We start from the raw sequence: 20,229 nt of genomic DNA, 5'->3' as shown, positions 1-20,229 counted from the left end.
GAACCTAACGCTAAATCAATACCAAATTTTGCCCATTTCTGATTTTTAGTATAGTCTGCAATTAAATCTCTATGTGTTTTATACGTTGTAATATGATTATTGCTAAACGTAATTTTAGTAGGAAGTGCAGCTACTAAAACAGCTTCAATTTTTGTTGAACAGTTATCAAAAAAGAAATCGTATTGATAATTTTTATTTTCTGGTTTGGCATTATTTTCTAAAAAATTAAAAACCTGTTGTACTTCATTAGCAGTTAAATTTAAAACTTGTGCTTTAACCCATCTGTTTTCATACTGATATTCCGCCATAAAGTAGTTAAAGCGTGTTGTTGAAAGCTGGTATGTTAGTTTACCTTTTACAAAATTTAAATAAAAATTAGGCGCATTAAAATCGAACGTTCCATAATTATATACTTTATCAAAACCTGTTGAAGGATCAAAAATTCTGAATGCACTATGTCCAAACGTAGAATATAATTGATCTCCAGGTCCACATGTTAAAACGCTTACTGTTGCTTTATCTGAAAGTTGCATTTGTGCAACACCAATAAAAAATGAACCTAAAAAAAGAAGAAGGGTAAACTGTTTTTTAAACATATTATTTAAAATAATCGAAATCTAATTTTACAGAAAACACATTAGAATACAGAGCGCTTCCTACACTTGCAATATTGGTTAGAGCATAATCTATTTGTATGCCTTTGTATTTAAAACCAACCCCAAAATTTGGTTGAAAAGATACTTCTTTAGAATTATCAAATTGTGTTTCATTTTGCACATTACCAATACCTGCTCTTAAAAAAACAATATCAATATAATCTGCCTGAAAACCAATAGCTGGATCAATACTTACAATATCCGACGAAATTATATCATTAGTTTTACTAAAACTAAGGTTTAAATCAACTTCAGATAAAAGATTAAAATCTCTTCCTAGTTGAAACTTTCTGGCTACACCAACTTGTAGTTTTGGAGCTGTTATTTCGGTAGTTTCTGGTAACTCTTGGTTTTCACCTGAAATTGCACTCTGAATTTTTTCAAATTCTTGCTCATCAATACTCCAACTATTAAAAGTAGTAGTTATATCACGTGCCATGATACCAAATTGCCAATTATTTCTTTCAAATTGAACGGCAGCATCAAAACCAAATCCCCAAGAAGTAGCAAAATCACCAATAATTCTTCTAATAATTTTTGAATTAAATCCAACGTTTAGGCCTTTAACGGGTAAACTTCTTGCATAGGAAATATTTAAAGCATAATCAGCTGCAGAAAACAAACTAATTCTGTTATAATCAATATTTCCATCACTATCAATAAGTTCTGTGGTATTTAAAATATCATCAACTCCAAAACGTATAATATTAATTCCAATGGCACTTCTATCATCTATGGGCATAGCAAACCCAGCATAATCGTATTTTGCAATTCCTTCAAAATATTCAGCATGCATAATAGCACCCTGATAATCTTTTATTCCAATTAAACCTGCAGGATTCCAATAACTAGAATTAACATCGTTGCTAGTAGCAACTACTGCTTTACTCATACCAAAAGCTTGGGCATCTACACCAATATTTAAAAACTCATTAGAATATTTTCTAATAGTTTGACTAAAAGTGATTTGTGAGATAATTAATAAAAGGGCTAAATATTTTTTCAAGAAATAATAATTTTAGGCGAATGTAAAAAAACTTTATAAGATTACATTTAAATTTAAGAAATTAGTTGATTAATAAATTCTAAAATACGGTTTTCACTCCAAAGAATATCTTTTTTTATAATAGATGAATTAAATCCAACGTGACCACCATATTTAGGAGTTTCAAAAAACAACTGTTTATTTAAAGCTGCTTCTTTAAATGGATAACAACTTTCTGATAAAAAGGTATCATCTAAAGCATTAATTAATAAGGTTGGTACATTTATAGTTTGTAAAAATTGCTTAGAGCTACATTGTGCCCAATAATCGTGTGCATCTTTATAGCCAAATAAAGGCGCAGTTACAGCATTATCAAAATCTATAAAATTTTTGGCGCTTTTTATAGCCAATGTATTTAATGAAGAATTGGGGTGTTTTTTTTGTTTTACCAAACTTTTTTTAATTAATGAAATTAAAAAGCGTTGTATATAAATTTTATTTTGCCAATGCGAAAGTGCATTTGATGATCCTTCTAAATCTACAGGAACGGAAATTGTAATTGCTCCTTTTATTTGAGAAGGTAGAATTTTAGTTTCGCCCAAATATTTAAGTGTAATATTTCCTCCCATACTGTAACCAACCAATATAATATTTTTGTAGTTGAAATTATTTAGTATGTAATAAATAATTGTGTTTAAATCATCGGTTTTACCACTGTTATAGGAATAAATTTGCTTGTTATCTTCGCCACTGCAACCTCTAAAATTTACCGCAGCAACATCAATTTTTTTTGAATTTAAAAAATGAACTAATGAAACTATATATTTAGATGTTGAACTTCCTTCTAAACCGTGCAAGGCAATTACTATTGTATCTGAGCCAACTGTAGAAAAATCTATATCTAAAAAATCATCATCTTCAGTGGTAATTCGAGATCTTTTATATAAAATTTTGTTACTGTAAAACAATGTTTTAAACATAGTATTTACGTGTGTACTTTTAAATAAAAAGGAGGGTTGGTACGTAGTATTAATTAAAGGCATTGCTATTTTTTAAAAATTAAATATAAATAAATCTTTCTAAAAAATAGTTTATTAAATTTACCAAAAAGAATAGTAGATGAATATTAAAAAATCCATTCCAAATATATTTACCTTATTAAACTTATTATCAGGTACTATAGGTGTAATTTTTGCAGTACAAGGCGAGTTAGTGATAGCAGCGTATTTAGTTTTTTTAGGTATATTTTTCGATTTTTTTGACGGATTTTTCGCCAGATTGTTAAATGTACAAGGAGAATTAGGGAAACAATTAGATTCTTTAGCCGATGTTGTAACAAGTGGAGTAGTGCCTGGAATAGTAATGTTTCAGTTATTAAATGGAGCAATAGAAACCGGAAGTTGGTTTGTAGGAAAACCTTTTTTAGAAACTAGCACGGCAGCAATTATATCATTTAGCGGATTGGCAATTACTTTGGCTGCTGCGTACAGATTGGCAAAATTTAATATTGATGAGCGTCAAACAAGTTCTTTTATTGGGTTGCCAACACCTGCTTCTGCAATGGTAGTTTTATCGTTACCGTTAATATTAGAATATAGTTCTTTTGAAATAGCTTCAATAATTATTCATAATAAATGGTTTTTAGTTTCATTAACAGCTGTATTATGTTATTTAATGAATGCTGAAATTCCGTTATTTTCTTTGAAGTTTAAAAATTATAAATGGAAAGACAATCAGTTGAAGTTTATTTTTTTAATAGCTACCATTATTTTAATTGCAGGTTTAAAGTTTATTGCAATTCCTTTGGTAATTTTAATGTATATTATTTTCTCACTTTTTTATAAGGAACACAAGTAATTGTTACTTTTTAAAAATAAAATATACCGCTAAAATTAAAAACACAAAACCAATTAAATGATTTACTCTAAAGGTTTCTTTTTTAAATACAACTAAGGTAAAAACAACAAAAACAACAAGTGTTATTACTTCTTGAATTACTTTTAATTGAATTAAACTAAATGGACCACCATTTCCTTTAAAACCAATTTTATTTGCTGGTACTTGAAAACAATATTCAAAAAAAGCAATTCCCCAACTTATTAAAACAATGGCAATTAAACCAAGTTTGTTAAACCATTTCCATTCAGCAAATTTTAAATGTCCGTACCAAGCTAGTGTCATAAAAGTATTAGACAAAATAAGTAGTACAATTGTTAATACTGATTTCATAGTGGGATAAATAAATTAAAAAAAATGATAATTAAAATATTGAAACTTCTGTTTCTGTAGTAAAATATTCTAGAAATTTAATTCCTCTGTAAGAATTTCCTTTTTCATTTAATTTTGGACTCCAAACAGCAATGCTGTATTTATTTGGATGAATAGCTACAATTCCACCTCCAACACCACTTTTACCTGGTAAACCAACTTTAAACGAGAAATCTCCAGCTTCATCGTAAAATCCACATAATTGCATAATGGCATTAATACGTTTAGATTTACTTACACTAATAATGGTTTCTTTTGAAAACGGACAAACACCATAATTGGCTAAAAATAAAAAGGTTTGGGCTAACTCTTTACAAGTCATTTCAATAGAGCATAAGTTAAAATAGAAATCTAATACTACATCTATATCATTTTTAATATTTCCGTACGATTTCATTAAATTAATTAATGCTGCATTTTTGTAACCAACAGATTTTTCAGAATCTGCAATACGGCTACAATAATTAATTGTTGGAATTCCAGAAACTTTTCTAACAAAGGCAATAAAATCTTCTTTTGGATTTACTAAATGGCTTACTAAAATATCAGAAATTACCAAAGCACCTGCATTAATTAAAGGATTACGTGGTATTCCTAAATCGTGTTCTAATTGTATTAACGAATTAAACGGAGTTCCTGAAGGTTCTACACCAACTCTATTCCAAAGGTTTTCACCTTCTATGGTGTAGGCTAATGTTAATGATAATACTTTAGCAATACTTTGTATAGAAAATTTTTCATCAGCATCGCCAAAACTATAATGTTTGTTGGATATGGTTGTTAAATGCACTCCAAATTTTGAAGTATCAACACACCCAAGTTCAGGGATATATGAAGCAACATTCCCTAAATTTTCTACATTAGCAAGTTGTTTATTTACTTTTTTGAATACTTTATTGTATTTCATTGGAAGAAAAAGTTAGAATTTTCTCTTTTTAAGCTCAAAGTCTTTTCCTAAGTAAACGCGTCTAACAGTTTCATCTTCAGCAAGTTCTTGTGGAGTTCCTTCTTTTAAAATTCCACCTTCAAACATTAAATAAGTTTTATCTGTAATTGCTAAAGTTTCTTGTACGTTATGATCGGTAATTAAAATACCTATGTTTCTGTCTTTTAAATGTGCTACAATACTTTGAATATCTTCAACAGCAATTGGATCAACTCCTGCAAAAGGTTCATCTAATAAAATAAATTTTGGGTCAGATGCTAAAGCACGAGCAATTTCTGTTCTTCTACGTTCACCACCCGATAATAAATCTCCTCGGTTTGTACGAACGTGTCCCAAACTAAATTCAGAAATTAACGATTCTAATTTTTCTTTTTGTTCAGCTTTTGTTAAATCAGTAAATTCTAATACCGACATAATGTTATCTTCAACAGATAGTTTTCTAAAAACAGATGCTTCTTGCGCCAAATAACCAACACCTTCTTGCGCTCTTTTGTACATTGGAAAATCAGTAATATCTTGATCGTCTAAAAAAATCTTTCCTTCATTTGGACTAATCATACCAACAATCATGTAAAAAGAAGTTGTTTTTCCAGCACCATTTGGGCCTAATAAACCAACAATTTCACCTTGTTTTACTTCTAATGAAATTCCTTTTACAACGTATCTGCTACCGTATTTTTTCTTTATATTTTCTGCTCTTAAAATCATTCTTTTTTAGTTAAAAGTTTAGAAGTTTAATTTTTTAAACTCAATACTCAATACTCAATTCTCTCTACTATTTTCCAATTCTTCCCAAAACTCATAAGCTCTTCTTAAATGTGGAATTACAATTGTACCTCCAACTAATGTAGCAATAGAAAGGGTTTCCATAACTTCTTGTTTGGTTGCACCTTCTTTAAAACAAGTTTCTAAATGGTATTTAACACAATCATCGCAGCGCAAAACAGCCGAAGCTACTAAGCCTAAAAGCTCTTTTGTTTTAACATCTAAATGTCCTTTTGCGTAGGCGTTAGTATCTAAATTAAAAATTCTTTTGATTACTTTATTGTCATCAGACAGAATTTTTTCATTCATTTTTTTGCGATATGCATTAAATTCTTCTATTTGATTAGGCATTTTTTTCTCTTTTTAGTTGTCGTTTAATTACAATTTTTGATATTAATATACTTACTTCGTACAATATAAGTATTGGAATTGCTACAATAATTTGGCTAATAATATCTGGAGGAGTAATTACTGCTGCCAAAATTAATACCAGTACCATAGCGTGTTTTCTATATTTTTTTAGGAAAGGAGGTGAAACTAATCCAATTTTTGTTAAAAAGTACATTACAATTGGTAGTTCAAACACCAAACCACAAGCTAATAATGATGATCTAACTAATGATATATAGGAATCAATTTTAATATTTCGTTCTACCAAATCACTTATTGAATAATTTCCTAAGAAATTTACCGATAATGGCGTAACAACATAATAGCCAAATAGTACACCTATAAAAAATAAAATAGAAGAAACAATTATAAAACTTCTTGCATTTTTTCGTTCATTATCATACAAACCTGGACTAATAAATTTCCAAAACTCCCAAATAATAAAAGGAAATGCAACAATAAAACCTACAGTTACAGAAGTCCAAATGTGCACGCTAAATTGTTCGCCCATTGCCAAACTTTGAAACGTAAATGGCATTTCATCTATACATAAACCATCGGTTCCAAAAAATTGAGAAACTTTACAGAAAAAACGATAGGTAATAAAATTGGGATCTTTTGGCGCAAATAAAATTTGATTAAAAATTAAGTCTTTTAAAAAAAATGCAACTGTACCAAATGCCATTATTGCTAATGATGATCTGACCAAATGCCATCTTAATTCTTCAACATGGTCTAAAAAAGACATGTCTTTCATTTCTTTTGCCATACTAAAATATACCTTCTTTTAATAAATCATGTAAATGAACAACTCCCACATATTTAGTTTTATCAACTGCCAATATTTGGGTAATTTTATTATTTTCCATTGTTTCTAGTGCCTCAACAGCCATAGCATCAGATGAAATAGTTTTTGGATTTAAACTCATAATATCTTTAGCCATTAGCTTGCTAATATCGGAATTATCTTTTAACATACGTCTTATATCACCATCGGTAATAATTCCAACAAGTTTATCATTATCAATAACAGCTGTAGTTCCTAATCGTTTTTTTGAAATTTCTATAATTACATCCTTAATTAAAGTAGTAGGAGCAACCATTGGAGCTTCATTTTTTAAAATTAAATCGTTTACACGTAAATATAATTTTTTACCCAATGCGCCACCAGGATGGTATTTTGCAAAATCTTCGTTAGAAAAATTATTCATATCTAATAAACAAACTGCCAAAGCATCGCCAATAACCAATTGGGCTGTAGTGCTTGATGTAGGAGCTAAATTATTTGGACATGCTTCTTTTTCTACATAAGCATTTAAACAGAAATCGGAATTTTTACCTAAAAAAGACTCGGTATTTCCAGTAATAGCAATTATTTTGTTGCCATAATTTTTAATAAAAGGGACTAAAACTTTAATTTCAGGAGTATTTCCACTTTTTGATATGCAAATAACAACATCATTTTTTTGAATAGTTCCTAAATCTCCGTGAATAGCATCTGCTGCATGCATATATATAGCAGGAGTTCCGGTAGAGTTAAAGGTAGCCACAATTTTTGTAGCAATTAATCCACTTTTGCCAATTCCTGTAATAATCACTCTTCCTTTAGAATTATGAATAAATTTAACAGCATTTTCAAAATCATCATTTAAAAAATTAACTAAATTTGCTATAGCGTTAGATTCGGCTAAAATAGTTTGTGCTGCGTTTTGTAAAATTGTACTTTTATTTTTTTTCAAAAGTTTAGGTTTTTGAATTAAAAAATTGTTTTATATTTATTAGCTAACAAAATTAATTTATTTAAGTTAGTAAAATAGAAATCTAATAAAAAAAATAAAAGGAATATGTTAAATTTACTTTGCAGTTAGGTAAAGTAGGGGTATAACTTAAAAATAAGAATGAACAACAAAGAAATTGATTTACACGGCGCTTTGAAAAAGTATTTTGGATTTAATAAATTCAAAGGTTTACAGGAAGATGTTATTAGAAGTATAATTGAAGGCAATGATACATTTGTTATTATGCCAACGGGAGGAGGGAAATCGTTATGTTATCAATTACCTGCTTTGGCAAAAGAAGGTACTGCAATTGTAGTTTCGCCTTTAATTGCTTTAATGAAAAATCAGGTAGATGCTATTAGAGGAATTTCCGCTGAACACGGTATTGCACACGTTTTAAACTCTTCATTAAATAAAACGGAAGTTAGTATTGTAAAATCTGATATTGAAAATGGAATTACAAAATTATTATATGTAGCTCCAGAATCCCTTATAAAAGAAGAATATATAGACTTTTTAAAGGATCAAAATATATCATTTGTAGCTATTGATGAAGCCCATTGTATATCGGAATGGGGTCATGATTTTAGGCCAGAATATAGAAATTTGAGAACCATTATTGAAAAAATTGATGATGTTCCAATTATTGGCTTAACAGCAACGGCTACTGAAAAAGTGCAGGAAGATATTTTAAAAACACTTGGTATGTCTAATGCCAAAACATTTAAAGCATCTTTTAATAGACCAAATTTATTTTATGATGTACGCTCTAAAACAGCCAATATTAATTCTGATATTATTCGTTTTATTAGAGAACATCAAGGAAAATCTGGAATTATTTACTGTTTAAGTAGAAAAAAGGTAGAAGATATTGCCCAATTATTACAAGTAAACGGAATTAAAGCAGTGCCTTATCATGCTGGTTTAGATGCAAAAACACGATCTAAACATCAAGATATGTTTTTAATGGAGGATGTAGATGTTGTAGTGGCAACCATTGCTTTTGGTATGGGAATAGACAAACCAGATGTGCGTTTTGTAATTCACCATGATATTCCAAAAAGTTTAGAAAGTTACTATCAAGAAACCGGTAGAGCAGGACGTGATGGCGGTGAAGGATATTGTTTAGCATACTATTCTTATAAAGATATTGAAAAATTAGAAAAATTCTTATCTGGTAAACCTATTGCAGAACAAGAAATTGGAAATGCACTATTACAAGAAGTTGTTGGGTATGCCGAAACATCTATGTCTAGAAGAAAATATTTACTACATTATTTTGGTGAAGATTTTGATGAAGTAAACGGGTTAGGAGCTAATATGGATGATAATGTTAGAAATCCGAAGGCTAAAAAAGAAGCGAAAACCGAGCTTAAAAAATTATTGGAAGTTGTAAAAGAAACTAACCAAAAATATAAATCTAAAGACATTGTTAATACCTTAATAGGAAAGGTAAACGCGTTATTAAAATCTCATAAAACAGATGAAAAAGCGTTCTTTGGAAAAGGTAAAGACCACGACGATAAATATTGGATGGCATTAATAAGACAAGCTTTAGTTGCTGGGTTTATTAAAAAAGAAATAGAACAATATGGTGTTGTAAAAATAACTGAAAAAGGGTTGGATTTTATTAAAGAGCCATTTTCTTTTATGATGACTGAAGATCATATTTATAGCGAAACAAACGATATTTCTATTAATACGGGTTCAAAAGGTGGTGGAGGAATTGCAGATGAAGTTTTAATTAAATTATTAAAAGACTTACAAAAATCTGTAGCTAAAAAGAATGGTGTGCCTCCTTATGCAGTTTTTCAGGAAACTTCATTAGAAGATATGGCTCTAAAATATCCAATTACAATAGAAGAATTGAAAAATATTTATGGTGTTGGAGAAGGGAAAGCAGCTAAATTTGGAAAACCATTTGTAGATTTAATAGCAAAATATGTTGATGAAAATGATATTTTAAGACCAGATGATTTTATTGTAAAAAGTACTGGAGAAAATTCTGGACTTAAATTGTATATTATTCAAAATACAGATAGAAAAATTCCGCTAGAAGATATTGCAAAATCTAAAGGATTGGCTTTTAATGAGTTAATTGAAGAAATGCAACGTATTGTATATAGCGGAACTAAATTAAATATTGATTATTGTATAGATGAATTACTAGACGAAGATCAACAAGAAGAAATTTTTGAGTACTTTATGGAATCTACAAGTGATAGAATTCAAGATGCGTTAGATGAATTTGATGGCGATTATGATGAAGATGAATTGCGTTTAATGCGTATAAAGTTTATTAGTAAAGTGGCAAATTAATTGCACTTAAACATAAAAAAAAATCCTGCTTTTGCAGGATTTTTTTTATATAATTTTAAATTGAAATTTTATAGTTTGTAAACTGTTTTACTTTTAAAAAATAAAATAGTATTTATATAATTTTAACCTACGCTTTGTTTTTAATTGTATTTTGATCTTGAGTGCACCATTTAAGAGCATTTTTGTTTGAATCAAAAATTTTCATTTCCCACTTGGTTTCTTTCATAATTTCTATAAATTGATAAAATATGTTTTGAAGTTCAGTATTAGCAGTTACAAAACATGATTTTATTCTTGGATTCCATTTGATTGGAGTTTTTGTAAGACTAGAGATTAATTTTAAATCTTCTTCATTTAAAATAAACTCAGTTACATTTTTAAAATCTTTTAAAATATAAGTTAAAGAATCAAATCTAGAATCTGCTATTAAAGTATTTATAACACTAATTACATCTTCTGTTTTTACAATTCCATAAGAAGTAACATAAACTCCTGTATCCGTCCAATTAATTGTATAAGCCATTTATCTTAGTAAAAATTGTTTATTTTTTAAATTGTTCAATAAAGAAATTCATAATAATTTTTGTGTTAATTAAGCCATATAAGCTACAACCATACCAACTAAAATTGCTATAAATTTTAATAAATTAAACTTATGATCTTTGGAAGTTTCAAATAAAATAATAGTTGAAATATGTAAAAATATTCCAATAATTATAGCGGTAATTTCTGTTTTATAGGTGGTTAAAAATGTGATGTTTTCTCCAGCTAAACTACCTAAAGGAGACATTATTGAGAATAATAATAAAAAAGTAATTGCATTTACTTTTGGAATACCTGATTTTACAAAAAACGTTCCTAAAATAATTGCAATTGGAACTTTATGTATAACAATAGCCCACAATAAAAATTCATGATGATGATTATGTGCCAAAGGAATTCCTTCCATAAAAGCATGGATACAAATACTAATAAATAATGCCCAAGGAAAATGGGTGTTTTCTTGTATATGAATATGTCCGTGTTCTGCTCCTTTAGAGAAAAAATCTAAAACAAGTTGTAGTAATAAACCAAGTAAAATAAATAATCCGGCATTGGTATTTTCAGAGGTTATATAAATTTCTGGAAATAAATGTAAAATAGTGATAGATAGTAAGTAAGCTCCACTAAACGCAAGAGATAATTGAACGGTTTTGTTACCTGGTTTTAATCCAAAAACAATTAAAATACCAACTAATACCGATGAAATAAGTGCAATATATGTCATTCTAAAACTAATATTAAACGATCAGAGGTTTCTTCGTTAAAATCCTCTAATTGATAGTTACCAAAAGTATGTTTAATTTTAAATCCTACAGAATTTAAGTAAGAATTTATTTTTTGTAAATCTAAGTTTTTTACTTTTTCAAAATATGTATGGGTATTTCCATCGGCATTAAAGTTAATTTCTTTTACAATAAAGCCATTTTCAACATATCGTTTTATGTTAAAAGTAATAGTATCAATTTTAATAATTTCTTCAGCTACTAAATTTAAAATTACATTTTTACAATTCATAAAATCAATTACGGCAACACCATTAGGTTTTAAACCATTTTTAATATTTTGTAAAATGGCAATATCTTCTGCATCATCTTCAAAAAAACCAAAACTTGTAAATAAATTTAATATAACATCAAATTTTGTTTTAAACGGTTTGCGCATATCGTGCTCTACAAAACTCAACCGTTCATTTTCATGTTTTTTGGCTTTTTTTATACTGTTTTTAGATAAATCTGCACCAATAACATTATAGCCTAAGGTATTTAAGTAAATAGAATGTCTGCCTTTACCACACGCCAAATCTAACAAAAGAGTATCTTTATTAATTTTTAAAAAAGATACTAAATTCAGCATAAAAACTTCTGCCTCCTTATAATCTCTATGTTTATATAATGTATGGTAATAATTGGTATCAAACCAAGAAACAAACCAATCTTTATTTTTTGTCATAATTTTTGAATAGCTGCAAAATTAACAATTTGTTTGCTAAAGTTTTAATTTTACATGGTTTTTAAACTATAAAATTTTTCAAGTAATTGATATAACTTTTTATTTAAGTACTTTTGCAAAAATATTTTATATGAGTCGTAATTTTAAAATGGTTGCCACCACAATTTTTGGATTAGAAGAAGTTTTAGCCGAAGAATTAAAGCAATTAGGAGCACAAGATGTAGAAGTTGGCGTTAGAAACGTATCTTTTTCTGGAGATAAAGGTTTTATGTATAAAGCAAATATAGCGTTGCGTACAGCAATTAGAGTGCTTAAACCTATAAAACGATTTAAAGTTGGTGATGAAGACGATTTATATAAAAAACTACAAACTATTGATTGGGAGCGTGAAATGGATGTTGATAGCACTTTTGCTATTGGAGCTGTGGTAAATTCTAAAAACTTCACTACAAATTCTCATTACATATCCTTAAAATCTAAAGATGCAATTGCCGATTATTTTCGACATAAATATCATAAAAGACCAAATGTAGATGTTAAGCATCCCGATTTAAAAATTCACGTACATATTCAAAACGATTTATGTACAGTATCATTAGACAGCTCGGGAGATTCTTTGCATAAACGTGGGTATAGAAGCGCAACCAATATTGCGCCTATAAACGAAGTTTTAGCAGCTGGTTTGGTTTTATTATCTGGTTATACAGGCGATTGTAATTTTATAGATCCAATGTGTGGTTCTGGTACTATTTTAATTGAAGCCGCCATGATAGCTAATAATATTCCTGCAAATATTAATAGAAAAGAATTTGGTTTTGAAAAATGGAAAGATTACGACGAAGACTTATTTTTTACCATACAAGATGCACTTTTGAAAAAAATAAGAAGTTCTCATTTTAAAATTATGGGATTTGATAAAGCACCTTCAGCAGTTAACAAAGCAAAAGAAAATGTTGAAAATGCTAATTTAAGTGAATTTATTGGTGTGCATCATATTAACTTTTTTAATTCACAAAAAGAAGTGTTTGGGCAAACAACAATTTTATTTAATCCGCCATATGGAGAACGTTTAGATATTGATATGCAAGCGTTTTATAAAAATATTGGCGATACTCTAAAATCTGGCTATCCAGATTCTACCGTTTGGTTTATTACATCCAATTTAGATGCCATAAAACATGTTGGCTTACGTACTTCTAGAAGAATTCCACTTAAAAATGGTGATTTAGATTGTATTTATGTGCGTTACGATATGTATGAAGGTAGTAGAAAAGCAAAAAAAATGAATAAAAATTCTTCTGAAGAAGAGGAATAATATTTATACAATTAATAATAGGTATTAATTTACAGTAATTTTAATAAATTTTAAAACATCGAATTTTATTCTCGTAAAACGGAATTAAATTCGATGTTTTTTTATTTTTTGACCTTTATTTATAGTGAAAATCTCTTTTTTTAAAGGGGAATTAATGTAGTTTAAATTATTTTTTCACAAAAAAGTTATTTTTAAAACTATGATATATAGTTGTTTAGGTTAATTATTATTCAATTTAATAAAATTTTAACAATAAAAAGGTTTGTTTGGTTCGGTGTTTTCCGAACTAATCGTATATTTGCAACATAAAAATAGTTTTTATGATAATAGATTTTGATTTAAAAAAGAAAGAATTAGTAGAAAAGTTAGGAGTGCATCTGGAAGCAGTAGATCATTTTGCGCCATTAGCTGCAAGAATTGTTGCTCTGGTTATTTTAAATGGAAAAAGAGGAACTACGTTTGATCAGTTAGTAGATGGTTTATGCGCAAGTAAAAGTACTATTTCAACCCATTTAACCAATTTACAAAGATTAAAAAAACTAACTTATTTTACTAAAACCGGTGATCGAAAAAAATATTTTATTGTGAATAAAGATCGGATTATTCAGAATATTGATGATATGATTGAGACTTGGAATTCTCAAAAAATATTACACCAAGAAATAAAAGAATTTAAAGATTCTTTTAATCAACTAGAAACAATAGAAGAAGATTCTAAGTTTGATTTAGGAATTCATGCAGATTATATTACTTTTTTAAATGAAGCTACAACATCCATTCTAGCATTAAGAAAAAAATTAATTGACAAACATATTGATTAAATAAAAATTAAAAACAATTATAGAAATTCAACATTATGAAAAATAAAATCATTTATTATTTAATACCTGGCGTTATCATTATTTTTGGTATCGTAATAAGTATGAGTAGTTACGGAAATGAAAATACAGAACAAATGCCACCAAAAAGCATGGTTTTGCCATTTCCTGTTGTTAAAGTTATGCAACAAACCACCACAAGTTTTCAAAAATTTCCAGCAACTATAGAAGGAGAAGTAAATAGTGAGGTACGACCAAAAGTTACTGGCTATATACAAGATGTATTGGTTGATGAGGGGCAAATAGTAAAACAAGGTCAGCTTTTATTTAAATTAGAAACTCAATCCTTAAGTCAAGATGCTGCAGCTGCAAAAGCCAATGTAAATACAGCACAATTAGCAGTAAACAAATTAATTCCGCTAGTTAAAAAAAATATTATTAGTAACATTCAATTAGAAACAGCAAAGGCACAGTTAGAACAAGCAAAAAGCGCTTACAATAGTGTAATTGCAACTATTAATTATGCCAATGTAAAAAGTCCTGTAAATGGGGTAGTTGGATCTATTAATTATAGAAAAGGAGCGTTAGTAAGTGCTTCCAATTCGTTGCCTTTAACAAATGTATCTTCCATAAAAAATGTGTATGCGTATTTTTCAATGAATGAAAAAGCATTTATAGAATTTATTGAAAATGCCGAAGGAACCACTATTGAACAAAAAATTAAAGCCTTACCAAAAGTTCAATTACAATTGGCAAATGGTAAAGTTTATGAACAAGAAGGAACAATTGAAACCATTACTGGTGATATAAATCAACAAACAGGATCTGTAACTTTTAGAGCTAAATTTAATAATGATGCCGGCTTATTAAGAAACGGTAGTAGTGGTACAATTTCAGTTCCTAAAATTTATAAAAATGCATTGGTTGTTCCTTCAGAATCCACTTTTGAAAATCAAGGTAAAACATTTGTTTATACTGTTCAAGGAGATTCATTGGTAAACAGTGCAATTACAATTTCAAATACTTCAGATAAATTATATATTGTTGAAAGTGGTTTACAAGAAGGAACTATAATATTGGCAAAAGGTGTTGGTAAAGTAAGACCAGGAATGAAAATTGCGCCAGTTTTAACTCCACTAGATAGTATTACAAGCTCATTTCAAACAGTATTTAAATAATTAATTAAACACATATGTTAAAGAAATTTATTGAAAGACCAGTGCTTTCAACGGTTATCTCTATTATAATAGTTATACTAGGGGTATTAGGTTTATCGCAGTTACCTGTAACTCAATATCCAGATATTGCGCCGCCAACAGTTCAAGTTACGGCATCGTATCCTGGAGCAAATGCAGAAACAATATTAGAAAGCGTAATAATTCCAATTGAAGAACAAATTAATGGTGTAGAAGGTATGACCTACATAACTTCAACAGCAAGTAATTCTGGAGCAGCAAGTATTCAAGTATTTTTTGAACAAGGATACGACCCAGATATTGCAGCGGTAAACGTGCAAAACAGAGTTTCCAGAGCAAATTCATCATTACCTGCAGAAGTTATTAGAGCTGGAGTTACCACTGCAAAACAACAAAATTCAGCACTGTTATATGCAGCTATTTATTCTGAAAACCCGGAATATGATGACACATATCTTCAAAATTATTTAAATATTAATATTAAGCCAGAGTTGTTGCGTATTAATGGAGTAGGTGCTTTAAACGTATTTGGTGCTAAAGATTACGCAATGCGTGTATGGTTAGACCCTAATAAAATGGCAAATTATCAATTGGTACCTACCGATGTAATTGCAGCAATTAATGAACAAAGTTTAGAAGCAGCAGCAGGTTCTTTAGGCCAAAATTCAGGTAAATCATTTGAATATGTTATAAAATATAAAGGACGTTATAAAACAGCTGAGGAATATGGAGATATAATTATTAAAGCTTTAGATAACGGTCAGTTTTTAAGAGTTAAAGATGTGGCTAAAATTGAATTGGATGCATATTCATATGCAAGCACTTCTAGATCTAAAGGATTTCCTTCTTTAAATTTTGGTGTTTTTCAAACTCCTGGATCAAATGCGCAAGTAATTATTGAAAATCTTTATACAAAATTAGATGAGCTGGAAAAAGATTTTCCAGAAGGAGTACATTATTTAGTAAATTATGACACCAATAAATTTTTAACAGCATCTATAGATAAAGTAAAAACAACTATTATTGAAGCATTTTTATTGGTATTTGTGGTTGTATTTATCTTTTTACAAGATTTAAAATCTACTTTAATTCCGGCAATTGCTGTACCTGTATCAATTATTGGAACCTTCTTTTTCCTTAATTTATTTGGGTATTCTATTAACTTGTTAACACTGTTTGCTATTATTTTATCTATTGGTATTGTAGTAGATGATGCCATTGTGGTTGTTGAAGCGGTACACGTTAAGCTTGAAGGAGGAATAAAAGATGCCCGAAAAGCATCGGTATCTGCAATGAGCGAAATTAGTGGAGCAATTGTTTCTATTACATTAGTTATGATTGCGGTGTTTTTACCAATTACATTTATCACAGGACCTTCAGGAGTATTTTACCAACAATTTGGTGTAACGTTAATGATTGCCATATTTATTTCGGCAATTAATGCTCTAACTTTAACACCTGCATTGTGTGCTATATTTTTAAGAAAGTATAAACATGCCGATGAAAAAAATCAAAGTTTATTGCAACGTTTTTATGGTGCTTTTAACACTGGTTTTAATGCAACTGCAAATAAATACGGAAAATCATTAGGTTTTTTAATTAAAAATAAATGGGTAACCGTAGGTGTTTTAGGAGCTAGTATTGCTGCAATTATTTTTATTGGCAAAATTATTCCAACAGGATTTGTTCCAACAGAAGACCGTGGAGTTATTTTTGCAAATATTGAGTTGCCGGCAGGTGCTTCTTTAGATAGAACCTTTCAAGTAACAGAAGAACTTTCTACAATAATTAAAACCATTAAAGGGGTTAAAACAGGATCATTTGTAAATGGTAGTAACTTTTTTTCGGGTGAAGGAAGTTCAAACGCGTTAGGATTTATTATTTTAGAAGATTGGGCAGATAGAAAATCGGCAGAAGAATCTGTAAATGCCATTGTAGGACAACTTTTTCAGAAAACAGCAACTATAAGTGAAGCTAATATTATTTTCTTTACACCACCAAGTGTTCCAGGTTTTGGTTCTTCTGAAGGTTTTGAAATGCGTATTTTAGATAAGTCGGCAGGTGAATTAAGTAAATTAGATGAAACTTCTAAAAGCTTTTTAAATACATTAAGACAACAACCTGAAATTGCCTTTGTTTCAAATTCTTTCAGTACAAATTATCCACAATTAGAATTAAATATAAATGAAGAAAGAGCAAAACAAGCAGGTGTATCTATAAATACTATTTTATCTACAATTCAAGGATATATAGGTGGTTATTATGCTGCTGATTTTAGTAGGTTTGGAAAACAATTTAGAGTATTTATTCAGGCATTACCAGATGATAGAACAAATGAGGATAGTTTGAACAGTATGTTTGTTAAAACTCCAAGCGGAGAAATGGCGCCTATCTCTCAATTTGTAACTTTAAGTAGAGTGTATGGACCTCAATCCATCAATCGTTTTAACTTATTTAACTCGGTTACGGTAAATGGATCGCCTGTTCCAGGATATAGTTCTGGTGATGCAATTAAAATTATTAATAATTTAGCTGAAACAGAATTACCAGATGGATATTCTATTGCTTATTCAGGAATTACACGTGAAGAAATTGCTTCAGCAGGACAAAGTGTTATTATTTTTATAATTAGTATACTTTTTATTTACTTTTTACTTGCAGCGCAATATGAAAGCTATTTATTACCATTATCTGTAATATTTTCATTACCTATTGGGGTAGCTGGAGCTTATATTACTACCTATTTTATGGGATTAGAAAATAATATATATTTTCAAATTGCATTAATTATGTTAATTGGTTTGTTGGCTAAAAATGCCATTTTAATTGTAGAGTTTGCCATTCAAAAAAGGAAACAAGGCTTTAGTTTAACCGATGCTGCTATAGAAGGAGCTAAAATTAGATTACGACCAATTTTAATGACATCTTTTGCATTTATTTTAGGATTAATGCCGTTGGTGTTGGCAACAGGAGTAGGAGCAGCAGGAAATAATTCTATTGGTACAGGTGCAGCTGGTGGATTGTTGATTGGTACTATTTTTGGAATTTTTGTAATTCCAGTATTGTTTGTTGTATTTCAATGGTTACAAGAAAAAATTACAGGTGTACCAACCCCAATTATTGTTGAAAATTCAGAAGAAAACATTTAAAAATGAAAACACAAAAAATATATAAAATACTTTTAATTGTAGGATTACCGATGATATTAGCATCGTGTTTTACAGCAAAAGAGTATGTAAGACCAACAGCTATTGTTTCAGAAAATAGTTTTAGAACTGATGCCATCTCTAAAGATAGTTTATCAATGGCTATGGTTTCTTGGAAAGAATTATTTACAGATGAATTACTTCAAAAATATATTAATGAAGGATTAGAAAATAATATTGATAACCGAGTTGCATTACAGCAAATTATAGCTGCACAAGCTTATTTAAAACAAGGAAAAGCAGGTTATTTACCTACGTTAAATGGAACGGGTCAATATACCCATCAAGAATTTTCTGACAATGGAATTTATGCTGGATCATCGCCATATAATCAATATACCTTAAGTGCAAATTTGTCTTGGGAAGCTGATATTTGGGGAAAAATACGAAGTAATAAACGTGCCTTTGAGGCATCTTATTTACAATCGGTAGCGGCACATCAGGCTATTAAAACTACGTTGGTTTCTCAAATTGCAGCTATTTATTTTCAACTTTTATCGTTAGATGAGCAAGTGAGAATAACCAAAGAAACTATTTTAACACGTGAAAAAGGGTTAACAACAACAAGTGCTTTAAAAGAATCTGGTGATGTAACTGAGGTTGCGGTAAAGCAAACAGAAGCACAATTATACACAGCCAAAGCTATTTTGATAGATTTAAATGAACAAATTCATTTATTGGAAAATACGATGGCTATTTTATTAGGTAAACCATCAACCTCTATTGAAAGAAGTACTTTTAACGCGCAAAAAATTACAACTTCATTAGAAATTGGTGTTCCTGCGCTGCTATTAAGCAACAGACCCGATGTAATTGCTGCGGAATCGCAATTTGTACAAGCTTTTGAATTAACAAATGTTGCTAAAAGTAATTTTTACCCTTCTTTAACTTTAACCGCTTCAGGTGGTATTCAAAGTTTAGATTTTGATAACTTTTTTGATGCAAATTCATTGTTTTCATCTGTTATAGGCGGATTAACTCAACCTATATTTAATGGAAGAAAAGTGAAAACTCAGTTTGAAGTTTCAAAAGCGCAACAAGAACAAGCGTTGTTACGTTTTAAAGAAGCCGTTTTAAATGCAAGTAAAGAAGTTTCGGATGCCATGTATAGTTACAAAGCTGCAACCGAAAAAATAATAATTAAAGAAAAAGAATTTAACGCATATAATATGGCAAGTAGCTATTCGCAAGAATTATTAAATAATGGTTTAGCCAATTATTTAGAGGTGTTAAATGCACAAGAGAATGCTTTAAATTCACAATTAAGTTTAATAAATGCACAATACTACCAGCTAAAATATACTATTGATTTGTATAAAGCACTTGGTGGTGGTTGGAGATAATATTTGAGTTTGGTTAATTAAAAAAGCCTTTTAGTTTTTATGCTAAAAGGCTTTTTGTTTATATAAAGTAATTTTTATCCTCTTCTTTTTGATGAAGTATCTGAAGAACGCTCTTTTGATGAAGCTTTATTTTCACTAGATCTTGTTCTTTCAGTTGCTTTTCTTTCTGAACTTCTTGAATTGCTAGAAGAGTTTGTTGTACTTCTGCTTTCAGTTCTTGTTGGGGTTTTATCAACCACAGTTCTACTTTTT

Annotated in this window: 19 protein-coding genes; 7 read left to right on the top strand and 12 right to left on the bottom strand. The window is 29.2% G+C overall.

All coding sequences use genetic code 11. The features are described from left to right. The 3 genes from ABY298_RS08155 to ABY298_RS08145 form a co-directional block, all read right to left on the bottom strand. The coding region (locus tag ABY298_RS08155; protein ID WP_372745530.1) for a DUF4105 domain-containing protein at positions 1–596 on the bottom strand (596 nt) is incomplete at its 3' end. A gap of 1 nt (position 597) precedes the next feature. Then, positions 598–1,662, bottom strand: a complete 1,065-nt coding sequence (locus tag ABY298_RS08150) for a PorV/PorQ family protein (RefSeq protein ID WP_372745529.1) — start codon at positions 1,660–1,662, stop codon at positions 598–600. Positions 1,663–1,715: 53 nt separating this feature from the next. Further along, complete coding sequence (locus ABY298_RS08145; RefSeq protein ID WP_372745528.1) at positions 1,716–2,684, bottom strand: YheT family hydrolase; 969 nt, start codon at positions 2,682–2,684, stop codon at positions 1,716–1,718. A gap of 76 nt (positions 2,685–2,760) precedes the next feature. Between ABY298_RS08145 and ABY298_RS08140 the strand changes: the two genes are divergently transcribed. Continuing rightward, the gene (locus ABY298_RS08140; protein ID WP_372745527.1) at positions 2,761–3,498 is read left to right on the top strand and encodes a phosphatidylcholine/phosphatidylserine synthase; all 738 of its coding nucleotides are present in this window, start codon (positions 2,761–2,763) and stop codon (positions 3,496–3,498) included. 3 nt (positions 3,499–3,501) lie between these two features. On the opposite strand, the gene ABY298_RS08135 is transcribed toward ABY298_RS08140, so the two are convergent. Genes ABY298_RS08135 through ABY298_RS08110 form a run of 6 tightly spaced genes read right to left on the bottom strand, consistent with a single transcriptional unit; the run spans position 3,502 to position 7,749 of the window. After that, positions 3,502–3,870, bottom strand: coding sequence for a DMT family protein (locus ABY298_RS08135; protein ID WP_372745526.1), 369 nt, complete (start codon positions 3,868–3,870; stop codon positions 3,502–3,504). 31 nt (positions 3,871–3,901) lie between these two features. After that, positions 3,902–4,816: a glutaminase gene (locus ABY298_RS08130; protein WP_372745525.1), complete on the bottom strand. Its 915-nt coding sequence runs from the start codon at positions 4,814–4,816 to the stop codon at positions 3,902–3,904. A 12-nt stretch (positions 4,817–4,828) separates the two neighbouring features. After that, entirely contained in the window at positions 4,829–5,563 is a 735-nt protein-coding gene (gene lptB, locus ABY298_RS08125; protein WP_372745524.1) for an LPS export ABC transporter ATP-binding protein, read from the bottom strand. A 54-nt stretch (positions 5,564–5,617) separates the two neighbouring features. Beyond that, on the bottom strand, positions 5,618–5,971 hold the full coding sequence (locus ABY298_RS08120; RefSeq protein ID WP_372745523.1) for a carboxymuconolactone decarboxylase family protein: 354 nt from the start codon (positions 5,969–5,971) through the stop codon (positions 5,618–5,620). Then, on the bottom strand, positions 5,964–6,779 hold the full coding sequence (tatC, locus tag ABY298_RS08115) for a twin-arginine translocase subunit TatC (protein WP_372745522.1): 816 nt from the start codon (positions 6,777–6,779) through the stop codon (positions 5,964–5,966). The genes ABY298_RS08120 and tatC overlap by 8 nt, the downstream gene beginning before the upstream one ends. 1 nt (position 6,780) lies before the next feature. Next, complete coding sequence (locus ABY298_RS08110) at positions 6,781–7,749, bottom strand: SIS domain-containing protein (RefSeq protein WP_372745521.1); 969 nt, start codon at positions 7,747–7,749, stop codon at positions 6,781–6,783. A 159-nt stretch (positions 7,750–7,908) separates the two neighbouring features. Between ABY298_RS08110 and ABY298_RS08105 the strand changes: the two genes are divergently transcribed. Continuing rightward, positions 7,909–10,107 carry a RecQ family ATP-dependent DNA helicase gene (locus ABY298_RS08105; protein ID WP_372745520.1) on the top strand — a complete coding sequence of 733 codons (2,199 nt, stop codon included), beginning with the start codon at positions 7,909–7,911 and terminating at the stop codon, positions 10,105–10,107. Between the two features lie 127 nt (positions 10,108–10,234). Here ABY298_RS08105 and ABY298_RS08100 read toward each other — a convergent pair whose 3' ends face one another. From ABY298_RS08100 to ABY298_RS08090, 3 genes are all read right to left on the bottom strand, one after another. Next, positions 10,235–10,630: a hypothetical protein gene (locus ABY298_RS08100; protein WP_372745519.1), complete on the bottom strand. Its 396-nt coding sequence runs from the start codon at positions 10,628–10,630 to the stop codon at positions 10,235–10,237. Between the two features lie 69 nt (positions 10,631–10,699). Further along, positions 10,700–11,374, bottom strand: coding sequence for a ZIP family metal transporter (locus ABY298_RS08095; RefSeq protein ID WP_372745518.1), 675 nt, complete (start codon positions 11,372–11,374; stop codon positions 10,700–10,702). Further along, on the bottom strand, positions 11,371–12,099 hold the full coding sequence (locus ABY298_RS08090) for a class I SAM-dependent methyltransferase (protein ID WP_372745517.1): 729 nt from the start codon (positions 12,097–12,099) through the stop codon (positions 11,371–11,373). Before ABY298_RS08090 ends, ABY298_RS08095 begins: the two co-directional genes overlap by 4 nt. A 130-nt stretch (positions 12,100–12,229) precedes the next feature. Between ABY298_RS08090 and ABY298_RS08085 the strand changes: the two genes are divergently transcribed. The 5 genes from ABY298_RS08085 (at position 12,230) to ABY298_RS08065 (ending at position 19,977) form a co-directional block, all read left to right on the top strand. Next, positions 12,230–13,414 carry a class I SAM-dependent RNA methyltransferase gene (locus tag ABY298_RS08085; protein WP_372745516.1) on the top strand — a complete coding sequence of 395 codons (1,185 nt, stop codon included), beginning with the start codon at positions 12,230–12,232 and terminating at the stop codon, positions 13,412–13,414. A 320-nt stretch (positions 13,415–13,734) separates the two neighbouring features. Beyond that, positions 13,735–14,235 (top strand): GbsR/MarR family transcriptional regulator, encoded by a 501-nt coding sequence (locus tag ABY298_RS08080; RefSeq protein WP_372745515.1) that lies wholly within the window; start codon positions 13,735–13,737, stop codon positions 14,233–14,235. Positions 14,236–14,270: 35 nt separating this feature from the next. Then, positions 14,271–15,410, top strand: a complete 1,140-nt coding sequence (locus tag ABY298_RS08075) for an efflux RND transporter periplasmic adaptor subunit (RefSeq protein ID WP_372745514.1) — start codon at positions 14,271–14,273, stop codon at positions 15,408–15,410. A 14-nt stretch (positions 15,411–15,424) separates the two neighbouring features. After that, positions 15,425–18,577 carry an efflux RND transporter permease subunit gene (locus tag ABY298_RS08070; protein WP_372745513.1) on the top strand — a complete coding sequence of 1,051 codons (3,153 nt, stop codon included), beginning with the start codon at positions 15,425–15,427 and terminating at the stop codon, positions 18,575–18,577. Between the two features lie 2 nt (positions 18,578–18,579). Beyond that, on the top strand, positions 18,580–19,977 hold the full coding sequence (locus tag ABY298_RS08065) for an efflux transporter outer membrane subunit (RefSeq protein ID WP_372745512.1): 1,398 nt from the start codon (positions 18,580–18,582) through the stop codon (positions 19,975–19,977). Positions 19,978–20,229 lie beyond the last annotated feature (252 nt).

It is taken from the genome of Lutibacter sp., assembly GCF_041596795.1.
Lineage (GTDB): Bacteria > Bacteroidota > Bacteroidia > Flavobacteriales > Flavobacteriaceae > Lutibacter.
This window is presented reverse-complemented; position numbering and strand designations above follow the sequence as displayed.